Origin of the sequence: Coraliomargarita parva, from assembly GCF_027257905.1 — a bacterium.
In the GTDB taxonomy this organism is placed as follows: domain Bacteria; phylum Verrucomicrobiota; class Verrucomicrobiia; order Opitutales; family Coraliomargaritaceae; genus Coraliomargarita_A; species Coraliomargarita_A parva.
On the sequence record NZ_JAPZEI010000006.1, the window covers coordinates 224,441 to 242,569 of the forward strand.

Annotated in this window: 23 protein-coding genes, 1 tRNA gene and 1 pseudogene; all 25 read left to right on the forward strand. The window is 55.4% G+C overall.

Going from position 1 to position 18,129, the window contains the following annotated elements; all coding sequences use genetic code 11:
* Positions 1 to 35 precede the first annotated feature (35 nt).
* The 25 genes and pseudogenes from rplP (at position 36) to trpA (ending at position 17,859) form a co-directional block, all read left to right on the forward strand.
* Positions 36 to 452 carry a 50S ribosomal protein L16 gene (rplP, locus tag O2597_RS10895; RefSeq protein ID WP_269524730.1) on the forward strand — a complete coding sequence of 139 codons (417 nt, stop codon included), beginning with the start codon at positions 36 to 38 and terminating at the stop codon, positions 450 to 452.
* Between the two features lie 29 nt (positions 453 to 481).
* The gene (gene rpmC, locus O2597_RS10900) at positions 482 to 685 is read left to right on the forward strand and encodes a 50S ribosomal protein L29 (protein ID WP_269524732.1); all 204 of its coding nucleotides are present in this window, start codon (positions 482 to 484) and stop codon (positions 683 to 685) included.
* A gap of 20 nt (positions 686 to 705) precedes the next feature.
* Positions 706 to 984, forward strand: coding sequence for a 30S ribosomal protein S17 (rpsQ, locus tag O2597_RS10905; protein WP_269524733.1), 279 nt, complete (start codon positions 706 to 708; stop codon positions 982 to 984).
* Between the two features lie 50 nt (positions 985 to 1,034).
* The gene (rplN, locus tag O2597_RS10910; RefSeq protein ID WP_269524734.1) at positions 1,035 to 1,397 is read left to right on the forward strand and encodes a 50S ribosomal protein L14; all 363 of its coding nucleotides are present in this window, start codon (positions 1,035 to 1,037) and stop codon (positions 1,395 to 1,397) included.
* A 1-nt stretch (position 1,398) separates the two neighbouring features.
* Positions 1,399 to 1,641 (forward strand): 50S ribosomal protein L24, encoded by a 243-nt coding sequence (gene rplX / locus O2597_RS10915; protein WP_269524735.1) that lies wholly within the window; start codon positions 1,399 to 1,401, stop codon positions 1,639 to 1,641.
* A 108-nt stretch (positions 1,642 to 1,749) separates the two neighbouring features.
* On the forward strand, positions 1,750 to 2,337 hold the full coding sequence (rplE, locus tag O2597_RS10920) for a 50S ribosomal protein L5 (RefSeq protein ID WP_269524738.1): 588 nt from the start codon (positions 1,750 to 1,752) through the stop codon (positions 2,335 to 2,337).
* A gap of 15 nt (positions 2,338 to 2,352) precedes the next feature.
* Positions 2,353 to 2,658 carry a 30S ribosomal protein S14 gene (gene rpsN, locus O2597_RS10925; RefSeq protein WP_269524739.1) on the forward strand — a complete coding sequence of 102 codons (306 nt, stop codon included), beginning with the start codon at positions 2,353 to 2,355 and terminating at the stop codon, positions 2,656 to 2,658.
* Positions 2,659 to 2,706: 48 nt separating this feature from the next.
* Entirely contained in the window at positions 2,707 to 3,105 is a 399-nt protein-coding gene (gene rpsH, locus O2597_RS10930) for a 30S ribosomal protein S8 (protein ID WP_269524740.1), read from the forward strand.
* Positions 3,106 to 3,119: 14 nt separating this feature from the next.
* On the forward strand, positions 3,120 to 3,656 hold the full coding sequence (rplF, locus tag O2597_RS10935) for a 50S ribosomal protein L6 (protein WP_269524741.1): 537 nt from the start codon (positions 3,120 to 3,122) through the stop codon (positions 3,654 to 3,656).
* Between the two features lie 21 nt (positions 3,657 to 3,677).
* The gene (rplR, locus tag O2597_RS10940) at positions 3,678 to 4,028 is read left to right on the forward strand and encodes a 50S ribosomal protein L18 (protein ID WP_269524743.1); all 351 of its coding nucleotides are present in this window, start codon (positions 3,678 to 3,680) and stop codon (positions 4,026 to 4,028) included.
* Between the two features lie 9 nt (positions 4,029 to 4,037).
* On the forward strand, positions 4,038 to 4,565 hold the full coding sequence (gene rpsE / locus O2597_RS10945; protein WP_269524745.1) for a 30S ribosomal protein S5: 528 nt from the start codon (positions 4,038 to 4,040) through the stop codon (positions 4,563 to 4,565).
* A 12-nt stretch (positions 4,566 to 4,577) separates the two neighbouring features.
* Complete coding sequence (gene rplO / locus O2597_RS10950) at positions 4,578 to 5,051, forward strand: 50S ribosomal protein L15 (RefSeq protein ID WP_269524747.1); 474 nt, start codon at positions 4,578 to 4,580, stop codon at positions 5,049 to 5,051.
* A 45-nt stretch (positions 5,052 to 5,096) separates the two neighbouring features.
* The gene (gene secY, locus O2597_RS10955; protein ID WP_269524748.1) at positions 5,097 to 6,608 is read left to right on the forward strand and encodes a preprotein translocase subunit SecY; all 1,512 of its coding nucleotides are present in this window, start codon (positions 5,097 to 5,099) and stop codon (positions 6,606 to 6,608) included.
* Between the two features lie 70 nt (positions 6,609 to 6,678).
* Positions 6,679 to 7,446, forward strand: a complete 768-nt coding sequence (gene map / locus O2597_RS10960) for a type I methionyl aminopeptidase (RefSeq protein ID WP_269524749.1) — start codon at positions 6,679 to 6,681, stop codon at positions 7,444 to 7,446.
* Between the two features lie 76 nt (positions 7,447 to 7,522).
* On the forward strand, positions 7,523 to 7,885 hold the full coding sequence (rpsM, locus tag O2597_RS10965) for a 30S ribosomal protein S13 (RefSeq protein WP_269524750.1): 363 nt from the start codon (positions 7,523 to 7,525) through the stop codon (positions 7,883 to 7,885).
* Between the two features lie 18 nt (positions 7,886 to 7,903).
* Positions 7,904 to 8,416 carry a 30S ribosomal protein S11 gene (gene rpsK / locus O2597_RS10970; protein WP_332108362.1) on the forward strand — a complete coding sequence of 171 codons (513 nt, stop codon included), beginning with the start codon at positions 7,904 to 7,906 and terminating at the stop codon, positions 8,414 to 8,416.
* Positions 8,417 to 8,474: 58 nt separating this feature from the next.
* Positions 8,475 to 9,083, forward strand: coding sequence for a 30S ribosomal protein S4 (gene rpsD / locus O2597_RS10975; protein WP_269524751.1), 609 nt, complete (start codon positions 8,475 to 8,477; stop codon positions 9,081 to 9,083).
* A 72-nt stretch (positions 9,084 to 9,155) separates the two neighbouring features.
* Positions 9,156 to 10,157 (forward strand): DNA-directed RNA polymerase subunit alpha, encoded by a 1,002-nt coding sequence (locus O2597_RS10980; protein WP_269524753.1) that lies wholly within the window; start codon positions 9,156 to 9,158, stop codon positions 10,155 to 10,157.
* Between the two features lie 31 nt (positions 10,158 to 10,188).
* Positions 10,189 to 10,551, forward strand: a pseudogene (gene rplQ, locus O2597_RS10985) (50S ribosomal protein L17); the annotation flags it as partial.
* 323 nt (positions 10,552 to 10,874) lie between these two features.
* Positions 10,875 to 11,996, forward strand: coding sequence for a DegT/DnrJ/EryC1/StrS family aminotransferase (locus O2597_RS10995; protein ID WP_269524756.1), 1,122 nt, complete (start codon positions 10,875 to 10,877; stop codon positions 11,994 to 11,996).
* Positions 11,997 to 12,026: 30 nt separating this feature from the next.
* Positions 12,027 to 13,904, forward strand: coding sequence for a nucleoside-diphosphate sugar epimerase/dehydratase (locus tag O2597_RS11000; RefSeq protein ID WP_269524758.1), 1,878 nt, complete (start codon positions 12,027 to 12,029; stop codon positions 13,902 to 13,904).
* Between the two features lie 13 nt (positions 13,905 to 13,917).
* Positions 13,918 to 14,958 carry an exostosin domain-containing protein gene (locus tag O2597_RS11005; protein ID WP_269524760.1) on the forward strand — a complete coding sequence of 347 codons (1,041 nt, stop codon included), beginning with the start codon at positions 13,918 to 13,920 and terminating at the stop codon, positions 14,956 to 14,958.
* Between the two features lie 66 nt (positions 14,959 to 15,024).
* Positions 15,025 to 15,114: transfer RNA gene (locus O2597_RS11010), tRNA-Ser, on the forward strand.
* 444 nt (positions 15,115 to 15,558) lie between these two features.
* Positions 15,559 to 16,917, forward strand: coding sequence for a PTS sugar transporter subunit IIA (locus O2597_RS11015; protein ID WP_269524763.1), 1,359 nt, complete (start codon positions 15,559 to 15,561; stop codon positions 16,915 to 16,917).
* Between the two features lie 123 nt (positions 16,918 to 17,040).
* Positions 17,041 to 17,859, forward strand: a complete 819-nt coding sequence (trpA, locus tag O2597_RS11020) for a tryptophan synthase subunit alpha (protein WP_269524765.1) — start codon at positions 17,041 to 17,043, stop codon at positions 17,857 to 17,859.
* The last annotated feature ends 270 nt before the right edge of the window (positions 17,860 to 18,129 follow it).

Genomic DNA, 18,129 nt, shown 5'->3' on the forward strand with positions numbered 1-18,129 from the left:
TAACCGACCTATTGAACTCCTAAACCGAGCGAATCATGGCATATCTTCCTTCCCGCACGAAATACCGCAAAGTCCACAAGGGCCGTATCTACGGAACTGCCCAAAAGGGGAACGAACTCTCCTTTGGTGATTTCGGTATTCAATCTCTCTCCCGCGGTCGTATGACTTCCCAGCAGATCGAGGCCGCCCGTGTGGCGATGACTCGTAGCCTCAAGCGTAAGGGCAAGGTCTGGATCCGCGTCTTCCCGCACAAGCCGGTCACCAAGAAGCCCGCTGAAACCCGGATGGGTAAAGGTAAGGGTTCCGTGGAAAAGTGGGTCGCTGTGATCCGTCCGGGCACCATGCTTTTCGAAGTTGCCGGCTGCTCTGCAACCGCCGCCCGTGAAGCCCTTCGTTTGGCCGATACGAAGCTGCCGTTTCACTGCCGCTTCGTCGCCCGTGAAGAAGTCTAAACCCATTTACCTGAAAGAGGATATTTAACATGAGCAAGAAAGACATCCGCGAACTGTCCGAAGCTGAACTTGAAAAGCAGCTCCGTGATTCCCGTGACGCTCAGGTCGAGCTCCGTATGAAGAAGCAAACGGGGCAGGTCGAACACCCGCATCAAATTAAACAACTGCGTCGCGACATCGCGCGCCTCGAAACCATCCTTAAGGAAAAAAAGCTGGCCGTTGCCACTGCTTAATCCTCTAGCCGATTACTGATATGGAAGCAACAGCCACACGTAATTCCCGTAAGGTCCTGATTGGTGAAGTGACCAGCCGTTCCGGCGACAAAACCATCAAGGTGACTTACTTTTATAAGATTCCGCACCCCCTCTACAAGAAGGAGATTAAGCGTAAGACCGTGGTCCACGCACACGACGAGAAGAACGAGTGTGGCCTGGGTGACAAGGTGGAGATCATGGAAACACGCCCGCTGAGCAAGCTCAAGCGCTGGCGCGTGACCCGTGTGATCGAAGTCGCTCCCAAGCTTGGTGAGTAGGTCCAGGGGTTCCTCAGCACACATTTCAACCGAATAAACGGAGATTTACCATGATTCAGATGAACAGCCGCGTTGCGATCGCGGATAACACAGGGGCCAAGTCCGCCGAAATGATTCGTCGCCTGGGCCAGAACACACGTACCGCTGCGGTGGGCGATGTGGTTGTTTGCGCCGTCAAGGAAGCCACCACCGACGCATCCGTCAAAAAGGGCGAGGTCGTCAAGGCCGTGGTCGTTCGTACCAAGGCTCCGATCCGTCGCGGTGACGGCAGCTACCTGCGCTTCGACAATAATGCCGTTGTGATCATCAACAACGACGGCAACCCGAAGGGCACACGTATTTTCGGGCCGGTTGCCCGTGAACTGCGTGCCAAGTACATGAAGATTATTTCACTCGCACCGGAGGTATTGTAACATGGCCAAGACGATCAAACGCGAACAAGAAGTTGTTGTCATTTCCGGTTCCCATAAGGGGAAGCGCGGCAAGGTCCTTTCCGTCAAAGCCGGCGAGAAGGTCCTGGTCGAAGGTGTCAACATGATCACCAAGTATGAGCGCAAGACCCAGGAAAACCCGGAAGGGCGTTCCGTCGAGCGTGAAGCTCCCATTCACTATTCCAACGTGATGCTGGCTGAAAAATATGACGCCAAGAGCAAGTAAGTATAATTAACTTGCCAGACGCGTATTTCATCACAGTTTCACGCACTTTTTTCCAATTCAACGAGAACCCATAAACGAGGCGGGACGGAAATCCGCTTCACCAAGACCATGGAACTCCCATTCTTACAAACGCATTACAACGAGAAGGTTGTCGCCCAGCTGAAGGAAAAGTTCGGCTACGACAACGCTCATATCGTGCCGTCGATCAAGAAGATCGTGATCAACTCCGGCTTCAGCGCCAGCGCTGACAAGAGCCACGTCACTTATGTGAACGAGGAAATCGGCAAGATTTGCGGTCAGCGCCCGGTGACGACCAAGGCTAAGCTGAGCATCTCCAACTTTAAACTGCGTGAAGGTCAGCCGATCGGCTGCAAGGTGACGCTGCGTGGCCGTGCCATGTATGACTTCCTGGCCCGCCTGATTTTCGTCGCATTGCCTTGCATTCGTGACTTCCGCGGCGTGCCGACGAAGTTTGACGGCAAAGGTAACTACACTCTGGGTGTTTCGGACCATTCCATCTTCCCGGAAATCAGCGCAGAAGGCACTACCGCCACAATCGGTATGGACATCTGCATCAACACGAGTGCCGACACTGACGAAGAAGGCCGTGAGCTCCTTCGTCTCCTTGGCGTTCCCTTCCGTAAGACCAGCGCCGAGCTTGCCGCCGAGGAGGCTGCAGCTGCCGCTCAAGAGTAATTAATTTTATATCCCATGGCCAAGATATCCGCAATCCAACGTGACTTGAAGCGCCGCCGCCTGATCGAGAAGTACGCCAGCAAGCGTGCCGAGCTGAAGGCGATCATTGCCAATCCGGAGACTTCCGACGAAGACTTCTACAAGGCACAAGCCAAGCTCACCAAGCTGCCTAAGAACAGCTCCCCGATCCGTGCGCGCAATCGCTGCTCGATCACAGGTCGTCCACGCGCCCACATCCGCAAATTCGGTCTTTCCCGTATCACCTTCCGTGAGTTGGCCAGCCAAGGCAAGCTTCCGGGCGTGACCAAGTCCTCCTGGTAATTCTGCCGGAGATCCAACCATCCATTTGAAAACCCACTAGTTACGACTATGGCAGTTCACGACACAATCGGAGATTTTCTCACTATAATCCGCAACGCCAGCATGGCTCGCAAGGCATCCTGCAGTGCTCAGCACTCCAAGATGCGCGTCGCCATCGCTTCCATCCTGAAGGACGAAGGCTTTATCACAGACTTCGCTGAATCCCAGGATGCCAAGGGCTTCAAAACGCTGACGGTTTCCCTGAAATACGTCGACGATACCCCGGCCATCACCGGTATCGAGCGTCACAGTACTCCCGGCCGCCGCCTCTACTACGGCGTGCGTGAGATCCCCCGCGTTCTCGGCGGTCTCGGCGTTGCCATCCTCACAACATCCAAAGGCGTCATGCGCGCCCGCGATGCCCGTGAAAACGGCGTCGGCGGCGAGCTTGTCTGCAAGGTCTGGTAAAGAAAGGCACTACGATGAGCAGAATTGGTAAACTTCCCATTCCTATCCTGGACAAGGCTAAGGTGGCTATCGACGGTCAAACTGTCGTAGTCGAAGGCCCCAAGGGTAAACTTGAAAAGACTTTCGACCGCTCGGTGAATATCGAGCTGGTGGATAACGAGGTTCGTGTTTCGCCGGTTGACAGCAGCCGTCACGCACGTGCCATGTTCGGCACCGCCCGTTCCATCATCAATAACATGGTGATTGGCGTGGTTGAGGGTTACAAAAAGCAACTCGAGATCAAGGGGGTCGGTTTCCGTGCCGTCCTCAAGGGCAATGTCCTCGATCTTTCCCTCGGCTATTCGCACCCGTGCGAATTGGCGATTCCGGAGGGAGTCACCGTGACTGTGGCTGAAAACACCAAGCTGACCGTGGAAGGCGCGGACAAGCAAGTGGTGGGTGAAGTCACCGCGAGCATCTACGCATTCTACCCGGCCGAGCCCTACAAGGGCAAGGGGGTCCATATCGTTGGCAAGTATGTCCGTCGCAAGGAGGGCAAGAAGTCCGCTTAATCCTCAGCATAGGCACGCAGCATGAAACTCGAACTGAAAAAGAATCTTTTACAAAAGCGCCGCTGGCGCATCCGCAAGAAGGTCAAGGGCACTGCAGAGCGTCCCCGCCTGGCGGTACATTTCTCCAACAAGCACATCTACGCACAGTGCATCGACGATTCCAAGGGCCACACCCTGGCTTATGTTTCCTCGGTTGGTGCGGGGGATGCCAAGGCTAACATCGAAGGTGCGGTTGCACTCGGTAAGACGATCGCTGAAAAAGCGAAAGCTGCCGGGATTGAGGCTGTTGTCTTCGACCGTGCCGGTCGCCGTTACCACGGTTGTGTCAAATCGTTCGCCGAAGCCGCCCGCGAAGCTGGGCTCCAATTCTAAGGTTCCAATATGAGCAGAGAAAAAAGATCTTTCACCTCTCCCGAGGAAAACGAGGAAGCCCCTGAACTGATTGAGAAGGTGGTGCACATCAACCGTTGCGCCAAGGTCGTCAAGGGCGGTCGCCGCTTCAGCTTCGCCGCGCTTGTCGTGGTGGGCAACCAGAAGGGGGAAGTCGGCGTCGGATATGGCAAGGCCAAGGAAGTGCCGGAGTGCATCCGCAAGGGCACCGAGCAAGCCAAGAAGAACATGATCTCGATCAAGCTTCGTGGCGACACCATCCCGCACCACGTGCTGGGTGAGGCCGACGGCGGCAAGGTGATGCTTCGCCCGGCTTCCGACGGTACCGGTGTCATCGCCGGTGGTGGCGTGCGTGCCGTTCTCGAAGCGGTGGGTATCAGCAACGTGCTTTCGAAGTCTCTGGGCTCGAACAACCACCTTGCCATGGTCAATGCCACTATGGATGCCCTCAAGCAGCTTCGTTCCAACGATCAAATCAAGAACCTCCGCTTCAGCGACAAGGTCGCAGCGGAAGCCTAAGGGTCCGTTACCATGAATCTAGAAAACATTCCAACTATCAAAGGTGCCACCCACTCGACCAAGCGTCTTGGCCGTGGTGAAGGCAGCGGCCACGGTAAAACTTGCGGCAAGGGCCACAAGGGCCAAAAGGCCCGTTCCGGTGGCGGTATCCGCATTGGCTTCGAAGGGGGGCAAATGCCCCTCTACCGTAAGCTTCCGCGTCGTGGCTTCAACAACTTCAATCACCGTACCACTTACCAGACTGTCAACGTCGGGGAGCTGGCCAAGCTCGAAGGTGAGAGCGTCGATCGTGATGCACTTGTCAAGGCTGGCCTGATTCGCGACAACAGCGAAGGCGTCAAGCTGCTGGGCAATGGTGAAATCTCGAAGGCATTCACTGTGAATGTCGACAAGGTCTCCGCGTCGGCCAAGAGCAAGATCGAGGCTGCCGGCGGTAAGATTGTTGAGGCGGCTGCGGAACAGCCGGAGAATACAGAAGAGGCGTAACCCGCCTCTCCACCCCTGTCCTGAAAGGACGAAGAGCCACCACTGATGCTTTCTGCGTTTACCAATTCGCTAAAGATTCCGGAGCTCCGCCAGCGTATATTTTTTACGCTGGCTTTGCTGTTTATTGCCCGTGTCGGGGCCAATATTCCGCTGCCGGGAATGGATATTCAACCGATCCGTGATTTCTTGGCGGACCAGTCACATGCCAGCGGCGGTGTTGTCGGGCTGTATAACATGTTTACCGGGGGCGCTTTGCTCAACGGGGCACTCTTCGCGCTTGGTATCATGCCATACATCAGTGCGTCCATCATCATGCAGCTGGTCGGGGCCGTGTTCCCGTCCATTGCACGCCTCCAGCAGGAAGGTGATGTGGGCCGCCAGAAGATCAACCAGTACACCCGCTACCTGACGATTGCGATCTGCATCGTCCAGGGCTTGCTCCTGCTGGTTGCGCTTTCCACCAATCCGGGCAGCATCGTCGGCCAAGGGTTCAGTGCACAGGAATATGGTCCGGTTGTGATCGCAGGCAAGGTGCCTTTCCTTATCACGGGTACTATCTTCCTGACTGCAGGATCGATGATCATGGTCTGGCTCGGCGAGCAAATTACCGAGAAAGGCATCGGCAACGGAATCTCCCTCCTGATTACGGTCGGTATCATTTCGCGCCTTCCGGGAGCCGTCATGGCGACCTACACCATGTTCAACGCCCCGATCGGGACGGAAGCCCGCCTCGGTGTGCCGCAGGCCATCCTCATGCTGGCGCTTCTGTTTATCGTGACTGCCGGACTGGTTGCCATCACCCAGGCTCAGCGCAAGATCCCGGTCCAGTATGCCAAGCGTGTGGTGGGGCGTAAGGTCTATGGCGGGCAAAGCTCCTTCCTCCCGCTGAAGGTGAACTATGCGGGGGTGATGCCGGTGATTTTCGCCAGTGCCATCCTGATGTTCCCGACCCAGATCCTGAATTACCTGGGTACGGCAACTAACATGCGCTTTTTCAACGATTTTGCCAGCTCCCTCGGGCGTGGCCAACCGGCCTACTATATCATTTTCGGGCTGATGATCTTCATCTTCAGCTACTTCTGGGTTTCGCTCATGTTCAAGCCGATCCAGATAGCGGATGACCTGAAGAAGAACGGCGGTTACATTCCCGGCGTCCGCCCGGGCGAGCCGACTGCCAAATTCCTCGACCACATCATGACGCGTCTGACCCTTTTCGGGGCTCTTTCGCTGACGATGATCGCGCTCTTTCCGGATATCCTCCTTTTCACCTACAACATTCCTTCTTCGGTCGCGGTCTTCTTCGGCGGTACGGGGATGTTGATCACGGTGGGTGTTTTGCTCGATACCATGCGACAGATCGAAACCTACCTGCTTCAGCGTCACTATGACGGATTCCTGAAAAAGGGGAAGATTCGTGGCCGTTCCGCAGCCCGCAACAAGCAGCTCGTGGATGCCGCCGGCCTTCAGGATTTCTGGACCGCATGGCGCCCGCTTCTTGTTCTTGCGGTCGCGCTTTTCACCCTCGGCGTGGTTTCCTGGTTCCTGAAGCTGGGCTAGCCGATTTTGCGGGGTGCGCGACGCGCACTCTTTTCCTTGTTCTTTGATGCTATTTCCGAGCCGTTGACTGATGAAAGCAATTCGCACAGACGAAGAAATTCATTCAATCCGCGAAGCTTGCCAGATTGCTGCAACTGTTTTGCAGGAATTGGTACAGGCTACGGCGTCGGGAATGACGACCTACGATCTCGACCAGCTTGGCCGTAAGAGCATGGAGTCGCTGGGTGCGGAAAGTGCCTGTTACAATTACCGCTCCGGTACCAATGTCTTTCCCGCTTATACCTGTATTTCCGTAAACGAGGAAATTGTGCACGGTATCGGCAGCATGCGCCGCGTCATCCAGGACGGAGACCTCGTTTCCCTGGATGTGGTGGTCCGCTATCGCGGATTCATTGGTGACAATGCCAAAACAGTCGGTGTGGGGGATGTCGAGCCCGCGCATGCGGAATTGCTGGACGCCACCCGCGAGTCGCTCGACTACGCGATCAGCTTTGCCCGTGCGGGAAACCGGGTCGGTGATATTTCCAATGCGGTCGAACGCTTTATCAAGCGCCACGGTTACGGAATCGTACGCGAATTCGTCGGCCATGGTGTTGGAGCGACCATGCACGAGGCTCCCCAGATCCCGAATTATGGGAAGCGTGGGAGTGGCGCACTGCTCAAGCCGGGGATGGCTTTGGCGATCGAACCGATGATCAATCTCGGCAGTGCTGCAATCGAGATGCTAGACGATGGGTGGACGGCGGTCACACGTGACCGAAAGCCTTCCGCGCATTTTGAACATACAGTTCTGGTAACCAACGGGGAGCCAGAAATTTTAACAATTCCGAAAAAATAACTTTTCAAAACAATTTAAACTGCTACTTTTCGCAATTTTCCCGCAATTCAGCGGGTAATCTCAACCTTTCATTATCATGCCACGTATCCTTGGAGTTGATATCCCCGCCAATAAGAAGCTAGAATACTCGCTTCGCTACATTTATGGCATTGGCCCGACACGCGCCAAGACCATCGTCGAGGCTTCCGGCTTCGATCCGGATCGTCGTGCCGGCGAACTGAGCGAAGAAGAAGTGAACCAACTGGCTTCCATCGTCGCGGACAAGCAGTACATCGTTGAAGGTGACCTTCGCCGTGAGCGCGTCGCCAACCTGAAGCGTCTTTCCGCGATCCGCAGCAACCGCGGCATCCGCCACCAGCGCGGCCTCCCGGTCCGTGGCCAACGCACCAAGACCAATGCTCGCACGCGCAAGGGCGCGGTGAAGCCGGTCCGTAAATAATCATAGAGGATTCCCACAATGAGCGAAGACCAAGTAAATCCCGAAGTGGAAGAAGAAGCCAAGGCTACCGCAGCCACCGCTGAAGCCGCTGAAGAAGCACCCAAGAAGAAGGAAGAAACCGCAGAGGACCTTCTTAAGAGTGATCTTGAAGGCGTTAAGATCCGTCGCGCCAAGGGCAGCAAAAACATCACTTCCGGTGTCGTGAATGTGCTGGCCACCTTCAACAACACCAAGGTTACCTTCACGGACGCCCGCGGTAATGTCATTTCCTGGTCTAGCGCCGGTAAGTGCAACTTCCGTGGTTCCCGCAAGTCCACCGCTTACGCGGCTCAGGTCGTGACCCAGGATGCTGGCCGCGTTGCTATCTCCCACGGGATGAAGGAAGTCGTCGTCAAGCTCAAGGGACCGGGCATGGGACGTGATTCCGCAGTCCGTGCGCTCCAATCTTTAGGTCTGGTTGTCACTGAAATCGTTGACGTGACTCCGGTACCTCACAACGGGTGCCGCGCACCCAAGCGTCGTCGTGTCTAAGGTGTTTCTGCCACCTGGACACATCAACTAATCGTTCGCAGACAACCCACATCATATTATGGCCCGTTACACTGGACCGACAACTCGTATCAACCGCCGCTTTGGTCAGGCTATTTTCGCACCGACCAAGGCCTATGAGCGTAAGCCTCACCCTCCCGGCCAACACGGTCCGCGTCTTCGCCGCAAGCTGAGCGATTACGCGATCGGCTTGAATGAAAAGCAAAAGCTCCGCTTCATGTACGGCATGACGGAGAAGCAGTTCCGTTTGACTTTCGAACGGGCCAAGAACAAGCGTGGTGTGACCGGCGAAATCTTCCTGCAAATGCTGGAATGCCGCCTGGACAACGTGATTTACCGCCTGGGCCTTGCCAAGTCCCGCTCTGCCGCACGTCAGTTCGTGGGCCACGGCCATATCGCTGTGAATGGCAAAAAGACCGACATCGCCAGCTTCATGGTGAAGGAAGGCGACGAAATCGAAGTTCGTGAACGTACTTCTTCCCGTCAGCTGGCTACCCGCAGCATGGAAGAAAGCCAAGCCCGCACCGTGCCCGAGTGGCTCACTCTGAATGCGGACAGCCTCAAGGCGACTGTGAATCGTATTCCTTCCGCTGAAGATACCGAGAGCAGTATCAATGTTCAGCTGATCGTTGAATACTACAGCCGTTAATCCCGCAACGGGGTTTCGAGCCGTCAGTCTCCTGTTCACGCACATTCCATATTTTTCACAACAAAGCCCATCATGCCCAAGCGCCTAGGAAAATTCGAACTACCCAACCGTCTGGTTAAGGTTGAAGAAACCGCAACTGACACGTTTGCCGTCTTCCAAGCCGAGCCCTTTGAGACGGGTTATGGCCACACGATCGGCAACTCGCTCCGCCGCGTGCTCCTCAGCTCAATTGAAGGGGCCGCAATTTCCTCCATCAAGATTGATGGGGTACAGCATGAGTTCCAAAGCCTTGAGGGGGTGGTTGAAGATGTTACCGACATCGTGTTGAACCTTAAGAAGGTCCTCCTTGTCGCCGAGACTCGCGACACCTTTAATCTGGTGATCGACGTCGAGCGCGAAGGACCGGTGACCGCTGCCGATATTCAGGAAGCCACCAATATCAAGGTGATCAATCCGGATCAAATTATCTGCACGCTCGACAAGCCCCAGCGCTTCCTCGCTGAGCTCGAAGTTCGTGTGGGCCGCGGTTACTGCGCCGGTGAAGAAAACAAGAAGCCGGATCAACCGATTGGTGTCATCGCCATCGATTCCCTCTTCAGTCCGGTCAAGCTGGTCAAGTACAGTGTTGAAAATACACGTGTCGGCCAGGAGATGGACTACGACAAGCTCATCCTCGAAGTGACGACCGATGGTCGTATTACTCCGGACGATGCACTCAAGCAAAGCGCTGCCATCCTCAAGCATCACCTCGACGTGTTCGATGAAGTGTCCCAGGACGACATCGAGTTCGAAAGTGAAAGCAAGGAGATCAGCGAGGAGCAAAACCGCCTGCGCAAGCTGCTCAACATGAGCGTCAACGAAATCGAGCTTTCGGTTCGTGCCGCGAACTGCTTGAACAACGCCAATATCACTACGGTTGGCGAGCTGGCTATGAAGTCTGAGCAGGAAATGCTCAAATACCGCAATTTCGGTAAGAAGTCCCTCAACGAGATCAAGGACAAGCTCGAGCAACTCGGCCTGTCGCTTGGTATGAAGATTGATGAGCGTCTTCTCGAAAAGACCGGTGAGTTTTAATCGGCCTGAGGCCACATAAGTATTTTAAAACATGCGTCACAGCAAAAGAAGACACATTCTCGGGGTTTCCGGACCGCATCGTTCCGCTATGATGGGCAACCTTGCCGTTGCTCTGATCACTCATGGCAAGATCGAGACTACTTTGGCCAAGGCCAAGGCGCTGCGCCCCTTCATTGAAAAAATCATCACGCTCGCCAAGAAGGCCGAGAAGGCGAATGACGCAGCTCGTAAGTTGCATTACCGCCGTCTTGCGATCGCACGTGTGCGTGATAAGAAGGCTGTTGCCCTCCTCTTTGATGAGCGCGTCAGTGAATTTGTGGATCGTCAAGGCGGTTACACACGTATCCTGAAGCTTGGTCAGCGCGTCGGTGATGCCGCTGAAATGGCCCTGATCGAATTGATCGACGGCAACGACGAAGGCTACGCCAAGCCGAAGAAGAAGGCTGCGAAAAAAGCAGCCAAGAAGAAGGCTGCCAAGAAGGCTGCCAAAAAGGAAGTCGCCGAAGAGGCTGAAGCACCGGCTGAAGAAGCACCGGCTGAAGAAGCCGCCGCTGAAGAGCCCAAGAAGGAAGACTAAGCTGGGACTTCTCAAAAATTTGAAAAGCGCATCCGTTTCGGGTGCGCTTTTTTTTTGGGTCCATCTCAATGACGGCGCTTTACCTGTCGGTGGCAAAATTAGATGGAAATTGAGGCAGCTTTGCTGAAGACTGGTATCAGATGTCCCGTATATTTCTGTCCCCACCTGATTTGCGTCCGGAAGACCACGCTGCAGTTGCAGCGGCATTGGCGTCGAATTGGGTGGCACCGGTGGGGCCGGAGCTGGCCTTATTTGAGGCTGCAGTGTGTGAGCGTGTCGGAATGAGCCATGCAGTGGCACTGAATTCAGGGACCGCAGCACTGCATCTGGCACTGACGCTTCTTGGTGTCAGGCAGGGGGACCTCGTGCTTTGTCCCAGTCTGACCTTCGCCGCCAGCTCGAATCCGGTTCGTTATTGCGGGGCTGAGCCGGTCTTTATCGACAGTGAACCTCGGACTTGGAATATGGATCCAGCCAGATTGAAGGAGGCGATTGAAGTCTTGTCGGGAGAAGGGCGTAAGCCGAAGGCCGTCATTGTGGTGCATCTCTACGGCCAATGTGCTGAGATGGATGCGATCCTCAATGTCTGCAAAATGCACGGCATTCCCTTGGTTGAGGACGCCGCGGAGGCGCTCGGAGCCAGCTACCGGGGCAAAGCGGCCGGCTCTTTCGGGTTGTACTCGTTCTTTTCGTTCAATGGCAACAAGATCATCACGAGTTCCGGAGGTGGTATGTTGTTGGGCAATGATGGGGTGGAAATTGCCCGCGCCTTGCATTTGGCGACCCAGGCCAGAGAGCCCGCAGCGCACTATGAACACAAGGACATCGGCTACAATTATCGGATGAGCAATGTGCTTGCGGCTTTGGGGCGCAGCCAGCTGGCCGATCTGGAGCGGCGCATCGCTGTACGGCGTGGCCATTTCGAGTCATATCGCGACGAGCTGGGCGATCTGCCGGGATTGCGGATGATGCCGGTTTCCAATGCCGGAAGCCCGAATTACTGGTTGAGCTGCCTCACACTGGATCCGGCAGAGACCTCTGTCACGCCGGATTCCGTGCTCCATGCGCTCGCCGCTGAGGATATCGAGGCTCGGCCGTTGTGGAAACCTTTGCACCTTCAGCCTGTGTTTGAGGGGTGTCGTCGGTTCGGTGGTGACGTTTCGGAGTCGCTGTTCGCCCGTGGGCTCTGTCTTCCCAGTGGATCAAATTTGGATGAGTCAGGCCGGAAGCGTATTTGTGATCGAATACGGGCCTGTTTTTGATTCAGTCATTGTGTATCCCGTCACTGCTTTATGCCCACTCCATTCATTGCGCGATATCTGAACTTCAGGACGCTATTCCTCGTGTTGTTCTATGCACTCTTGTGCGGATTCAGCTATATGGTCGCTTATGAGTTGCGTTTTGATTTCAATGTCCCGGACGTACACGAGCTGGACCGGATCAATACGATCTGGTGGGTGGTTCTCCTTCAGTTAATGATGCTGGGAGCTGCCGGACAGCTGGATAGCATCCTGAGCTACTTTCGCCTGCCCGATGCGCTACGCCTCTTTGCCGGCTTGTTTGTTGCCAGCTTGGTCATGGTGTCCATGTGGTATGTCTATGGCGGCCAGAATGTACCGCCTCGTTCCGTTATTCTCTCTGACTTCCTGATGGCCTTCCTTTTGATCGCCTCGTTCCGGGTCTTGTTGCGTCTGCGTTCCAGTCGTGGGCTTGAAGACTGGTTGGCGGGGAAGGCGGACGCCGAAAATGTCCTCATCGTGGGGGCGGGGGAGGTCGGTGCCGGTTTATGTGCGGAACTGATGAATAAATCCAGGTTGGGCATGCGGCCGGTGGCCTTTCTGGACGATGATGAACACAAGGTGGGCCGGTATGTGCATGGATTGCTGGTCGCGGACCAAGTCAATGCCCTTGGCAAGGTCGCCAAGCGTTATATGGCGACCAAAGTGGTCATCGCGTTTCCATCCGCTTCCATTCGGCGGGTCCGAGAGGTGGCCGAAAAGGCAAGGGATGCCGGGTTGACCGTGGATATCGTGCCGGCTCTGAGCGACCTCGTGAGCGGACGTGCCCAGATGTCCCAGCTTCGGCCGGTGCAGCTGGAGGATCTGCTTGGTCGAGACCCGGTGGATCTGAATTCAGAGGGGATACGTTCGATGATCAAGGGAAAGCGCGTCTTGGTGACGGGAGCGGGTGGTAGTATCGGACGGGAACTGGTCACGCAGATTATCGAGTACGATCCAGCCGAGCTCCTTTGTCTCGATCAGGCGGAGATCGCGGTCTTCCATCTCCGTCAGGATATCATCGACCCTTCAAATAAGCCGGACCTGAAGGTCAGGACGAAGGTGCTGGATATCTGCAACGTGGCGGCTTTGGAGGCGGTGATGTCCGAATTTTGCCCGGCATTGGTTTTTCATGCGGCTGCGCACAAGCATGTTAATTTAATGGAACCGCAACCGGGGGAAGCCTTGAGGAACAATTTCATGGCGACCGATGATTTTGCGACCTTGGCCAGTAAGTACCATGTGGAGCGTTTTATTCTGGTTTCGACGGATAAGGCGATCAACCCGACCAGTGTGATGGGGGTGAGTAAGCGCTTGGCTGAGCTGGCCGTACTGGAGCACCAGGCTGCACCAGGGAATCAGACCCGGTTTATGGCTGTCCGGTTTGGCAATGTGCTTGGGTCTTCCGGTAGTGTGATCAATATATTCCGAAAACAGATTGATGCCGGTGGACCGCTTACGGTGACGGACCCTGAGGTCACCCGCTTTTTTATGACGGTCGAAGAAGCGGTCGGCTTGGTCTTGCAGTGTGCGACCCAGGGAGACGGCGGTGAGATCTTCGTTTTGGATATGGGGGATTCCGTGAAGATTGTCGACGTGGCTCGTCAGATGATCGCCTTAAGCGGGCTTCGGGAGGGCGAGGATATCGATATTGAGTTTATCGGGCTGAAGCCGGGCGAGAAGTTGTACGAAGAGGTTCAACACCTGAGTGAGGAGTTGAAGCCCACCTCGCATGTGCGGATTCTACGTTTTGTGGCGCCGACCTTGCCTGCAGTTCCGGTTTCAGCGATACGTTCAAGACTGTTGGGGGTCTTGCAGGAAAATTCCGATTCGAATCAAATTAAACGTGCCATTCAGGAGTTTGTTCCAGAATATAGCCCGCACTTGGATTGAGTCTCTAAACACGATGTCCGATTTGCAGAATAGTGACAAAAAAGTACTACTGACCAGTGCGTACCCGATAGGTCGCATCAACTTTGGTCCGATTTGGTTGAAGGATACCACCGGGCCACTTCAGGGGTATCAACTGACGGAAGATCCTGAAGCGGCCGATATTATTCTTTTTGTTGAGAACCATCCGGCGCTCGACCCTTACTTTTTTTCACCGGCTCATCATGAGCTCAATCGGAAGTACCCTGAGAAATGTGTCTTGTATCACGATGCGGACCTTGCCGTGAACTGTATGCGGACCATTGCTCCTTGTGTCGAAAAGTGGCAATTCAACCCCAAAACCAAAGCGACCTTTCATTATATCGCGCGCTTTTGCGAGAACACCTATCTCAACCAAGTGACCGATTTCGGCACGGAGCGGAAGTATCTCTTCTCGTTTGACGGTTCGACCCGTACGAATCCGATTCGAGGTACTATTATGACTCTGGAGGAGCCGGACGCGCTTCTTATTGACCGGGGGCAGTCCAAAGCCTGGAAGATGACTCCGACGGAACTGGAACCCTATCAGCGCGCATTTGTTGAGGGGATGCTGGCGAGTCATTTTATACTTTGTCCCCGGGGCATCGGTCCGGCTTCCTTCCGGCTGTTTGAGGCGATGCAGCTTGCCCGGCCTCCCGTTATTATTGCGGATAACTGGGTTCCGATCGACGGGATTGATTGGGATGCCTGTTCGATCCGTATTGCCGAGGCGGATATTGCGAAATTGCCGGATATACTGCGTTCCAGGGTGTCGGATGCCGAGGCACTGGGCTTGCGAGCTCGTCAAGTCTGGGAGGCGCACTTCGCTCCCGAGGTGGCGTTGCAGCGCCTGTGTGAGGTTGCGGACCGTCTGGTTCAGCACCCTTACGGAGCGAAGGAAGGTATGATGGATATGTGGCAGTATCTGGCGCCCTTTCATCTCCGGGGTATCCTTCGCTATGTTTTCAAACAGCGCAGGCGACTGGAAGCATGGAAGGCGGAGATTGCCAAGCATCCCTACTGTAAGCCAGACGCCTAATCCGCAGGCCTGTTCAGTCAGGGCTTGCCATCTCCCCGGATTCTTACTTTTCTGCTCCACTTTTCCGGAGAAGTGGCAGAGTGGCCGATTGTGACTGACTCGAAATCAGTTGTCGTGGAAACGCGACCGGGGGTTCGAATCCCTCCTTCTCCGCCATTCGACGCGCTCCGCTTTGCTGCGCTTGCTCATGGCAGGCCGATGTGCCGGGGGAAGAAGCATTGGGCCGCCGGGTAAAGTAGCGTCGAATGCCCTGAGCCTGTCGAAGGGCTTTTTGCCTCCTGAATGGAGAGTCCCTGCTGTTGTGTGGTTCGACGCGATGAGTTGCCTGCTACTTGCATCCCGCTTTGTTGGGGCAGCCGCACGACTCAAGTTCGCGGATACGATGTGGTATGAGGCAAAGCCCCTGGTTTTTTCTTGGCGTATTCGGTATATTGTTGATCCGATGCCTAATTGTTCGCTATCGCTCCGGGGTAGACGGAAGATGCTAGCAAAGTGCATACTGGCTTCATTTTGAATTTCCAATGGGCAGGCGAAGACTCTATTCGCTGAGAATCCACATAAAGCTTTTGACACTAGACATTTACGCTTTTTCCATAGTGCATGCGCATCGATCGATACATCGCCCAATCCAGGGTCATTGATATCCAGAGTACGGATTTCAAGGATGCGATTGCTGAACTGCTTGATGTCTGCGATCTTACGAAAGAGAAGAAGCTGACGAAGAAGGCCTTGTTAGAGGACTTGCTCAACCGGGAGAAGCAGATGACGACTTACTTGGGCAACGGTGTGTGCCTGCCACATGCCCGTGTGCCGATGAAGCGGAGCTATCTGATTGCGGTCGGGCGTTGCCCCAATGGACTGATCTACGACGGACAAAAAGAGTATCAGGATATTCGATACTTGTTCCTCTTGCTCGCCGCCGAGAATGCGCGCAGTTACCTGTACGGTTTGGCCTCGTTGGCGCGCGTCTTTCAGGACCGCAGCCATATGGAACGGCTGGGGACGGCGAAATCGCTCCCGGAATTCAGGCGCGAATTGAAGGCTGTGTTTGCGGGGGAAGAAGCGGCGCCACGCCACCGCCACAACCGTTTCAACAACTTGATCCTGCGCGAGACGGCCAAGATCGCGAAGGGGGCGAACTGTTCCTGTATCCTTGTCTTTGGGGATACCTTTGGGGGTGGGGTCGAAATCGGTTCGGTTTTCAAGGACTTCAAAACCGTCCTGATCGCGCATGGCACTGCGGAGGTGGCTTCGGATCGGAAGGAGATCGATGCTGTTTTGCCGGTACGTTCTTTCAGTAGCCAGCGTTTTTCACAATTGAGGAGTGCGGTCCTGATTGGTCTGACCCGGGGTGTCTTCAGTAGTGCGGACCGCTTGTGCTGTGTGGGCGGGCTGCCTCAGAGTAACCAGTTCGACAGCATCACGGTGGTGGATATCGAGCGTGAATTCCAGACGGTCCTTCTGGAAAAGTCGGACATGCTCCCTTCGAGTGTGAAGCCAGAGGTTATCGAGCGTGTGCTGGCGATTGCGACGGAGTTGGCGGTGGAGGGCCGGGAAGGGCACCCTGTCGGCTGTCTCTTTGCCTTGGGCAATGCCGAGAAGATTTCCCAATACACCAAGCCGCTTATTCTGAACCCATTCCACGGCTATAAGGATGAGGACCGTAATATCCTCAATCCCTTCATGGATGAGACGGTCAAGGAGTTGTCCTCGATCGACGGGGCCTTTATCATTCGTGGGGACGGGGTGCTGGTTTCCGCCGGGTCCCTGATTCATGCCCCGGACTACACGCATAGCCTGCCCAGCGGTTTGGGGAGCCGGCATGCCGCGGCGGCTTCCATTACCCAGGCGGTTGACTGCCTCTGTATCGTTGTTTCCGGCAGTACCGGGCAAGTGACGCTCTTCCGGCGCGGCGAGATGCTGCCGCTGATTGAAAAGGCGCTGGTACGGCACGCCTAGGCGGCGTTGTTTGTTGAATGTTGACAGTTGCTGGTTGATTGCTGCGACTTGTGGCACTTGTATTTTAGCCTTCGGTTCCAACGAACAACCATCAACTTTCAACTTTGCCACTGAATTGAACGCATGAGCTCACGTATCGCCCAAGCCTTTGCCCGCGCGAAAGCGGAAAACAGAGCCGCCTTTGTCGCCTATCTATGCGCCGGGGACCCGGATTTTGAGACCTCTTTGGAGGCCTGCCGGAGCCTGATTGAATCAGGGGTGGATGTTCTTGAACTGGGCGTTCCCTTTTCGGATCCCCTGGCTGACGGCTTGACCAATCAGCTTGCCGCCCAGCGGGCGCTTGAGAGTGGGATGACCAGTGAGCGGGTCTTGGAACTGGTTCGTGCGATCCGTCGCTTCAGCGAGGTGCCGATTGTTTTCTACACCTACTACAATCTGGTTTTCGCCCAAGGCAGCGATCTCTACGCTGAGAAAGCCAAGGCGGCCGGCGTCGATGGCTTGCTGACTCTGGATTTGCCTCCGGAGGAAGCTGCGGAGCACTTGGCGGCGTGTGAAAAGCATGGGCTCGCCACCGTCTTTATTGTGGCTCCCACGACTCCGGACGAGCGTCTGGACATCATTTGCGGGGCAACCAGCGGTTTTGTCTATTATGTATCCCGTGAAGGCGTCACGGGCGAACAGGCTTCCATGTCGGCGGACATTGCCGGCCGGGTGGAAGCGATCAAGCAGCATACGGATCGTCCCGTCGTGGTCGGTTTCGGTATCTCCAATGCGCAGCACGTCAGCACGGTCGCCCAAGCGGCGGATGGTGTGGTTGTGGGGAGCGCAATTGTCAATTGCATCGCAGGAAATCTTGGCAAACCGGATCAAATTCAGGCAGCGCTGCGTGAAAAAATGGCGATGCTGACGGCGGACAATGCCTTGAAACAGTCGCGTAAATAATCGTTACAATTGGGCGTAAAGCTGTGTCAGTGTTACATCGGGGTGACGCTTCGGGGGCGCTATGTTACGCCCGTGTGATATTCAGGTGCGCGGTGGGAAATTGAATTGTGCCTCCCTCTAGGAGGGGCACAAGTGCGCGCTTCGACGCTGTGATTGCGGCCGGTTCGGGTTCAGTCGCATGCGGCGAGAGGCAATTCAAACCATCGACTCACCGTGAAATTTGTTTCAGAACGTATCCGCACCGCGATTTGCGCCCTGGCTGCTCTTGTG

What these genes read in the sequence shown, in the direction of transcription:
- rplP (WP_269524730.1), top strand. Translation starts at nt 36, where the DNA reads ATGGCATATCTTCCTTCCCGCACGAAATACCGCAAAGTCCACAAGGGC.
- rpmC (WP_269524732.1), top strand. Translation starts at nt 482, where the DNA reads ATGAGCAAGAAAGACATCCGCGAACTGTCCGAAGCTGAACTTGAAAAG.
- rpsQ (WP_269524733.1), top strand. Translation starts at nt 706, where the DNA reads ATGGAAGCAACAGCCACACGTAATTCCCGTAAGGTCCTGATTGGTGAA.
- rplN (WP_269524734.1), top strand. Translation starts at nt 1,035, where the DNA reads ATGATTCAGATGAACAGCCGCGTTGCGATCGCGGATAACACAGGGGCC.
- rplX (WP_269524735.1), top strand. Translation starts at nt 1,399, where the DNA reads ATGGCCAAGACGATCAAACGCGAACAAGAAGTTGTTGTCATTTCCGGT.
- rplE (WP_269524738.1), top strand. Translation starts at nt 1,750, where the DNA reads ATGGAACTCCCATTCTTACAAACGCATTACAACGAGAAGGTTGTCGCC.
- rpsN (WP_269524739.1), top strand. Translation starts at nt 2,353, where the DNA reads ATGGCCAAGATATCCGCAATCCAACGTGACTTGAAGCGCCGCCGCCTG.
- rpsH (WP_269524740.1), top strand. Translation starts at nt 2,707, where the DNA reads ATGGCAGTTCACGACACAATCGGAGATTTTCTCACTATAATCCGCAAC.
- rplF (WP_269524741.1), top strand. Translation starts at nt 3,120, where the DNA reads ATGAGCAGAATTGGTAAACTTCCCATTCCTATCCTGGACAAGGCTAAG.
- rplR (WP_269524743.1), top strand. Translation starts at nt 3,678, where the DNA reads ATGAAACTCGAACTGAAAAAGAATCTTTTACAAAAGCGCCGCTGGCGC.
- rpsE (WP_269524745.1), top strand. Translation starts at nt 4,038, where the DNA reads ATGAGCAGAGAAAAAAGATCTTTCACCTCTCCCGAGGAAAACGAGGAA.
- rplO (WP_269524747.1), top strand. Translation starts at nt 4,578, where the DNA reads ATGAATCTAGAAAACATTCCAACTATCAAAGGTGCCACCCACTCGACC.
- secY (WP_269524748.1), top strand. Translation starts at nt 5,097, where the DNA reads ATGCTTTCTGCGTTTACCAATTCGCTAAAGATTCCGGAGCTCCGCCAG.
- map (WP_269524749.1), top strand. Translation starts at nt 6,679, where the DNA reads ATGAAAGCAATTCGCACAGACGAAGAAATTCATTCAATCCGCGAAGCT.
- rpsM (WP_269524750.1), top strand. Translation starts at nt 7,523, where the DNA reads ATGCCACGTATCCTTGGAGTTGATATCCCCGCCAATAAGAAGCTAGAA.
- rpsK (WP_332108362.1), top strand. Translation starts at nt 7,904, where the DNA reads ATGAGCGAAGACCAAGTAAATCCCGAAGTGGAAGAAGAAGCCAAGGCT.
- rpsD (WP_269524751.1), top strand. Translation starts at nt 8,475, where the DNA reads ATGGCCCGTTACACTGGACCGACAACTCGTATCAACCGCCGCTTTGGT.
- O2597_RS10980 (WP_269524753.1), top strand. Translation starts at nt 9,156, where the DNA reads ATGCCCAAGCGCCTAGGAAAATTCGAACTACCCAACCGTCTGGTTAAG.
- O2597_RS10995 (WP_269524756.1), top strand. Translation starts at nt 10,875, where the DNA reads ATGTCCCGTATATTTCTGTCCCCACCTGATTTGCGTCCGGAAGACCAC.
- O2597_RS11000 (WP_269524758.1), top strand. Translation starts at nt 12,027, where the DNA reads ATGCCCACTCCATTCATTGCGCGATATCTGAACTTCAGGACGCTATTC.
- O2597_RS11005 (WP_269524760.1), top strand. Translation starts at nt 13,918, where the DNA reads ATGTCCGATTTGCAGAATAGTGACAAAAAAGTACTACTGACCAGTGCG.
- O2597_RS11015 (WP_269524763.1), top strand. Translation starts at nt 15,559, where the DNA reads ATGCGCATCGATCGATACATCGCCCAATCCAGGGTCATTGATATCCAG.
- trpA (WP_269524765.1), top strand. Translation starts at nt 17,041, where the DNA reads ATGAGCTCACGTATCGCCCAAGCCTTTGCCCGCGCGAAAGCGGAAAAC.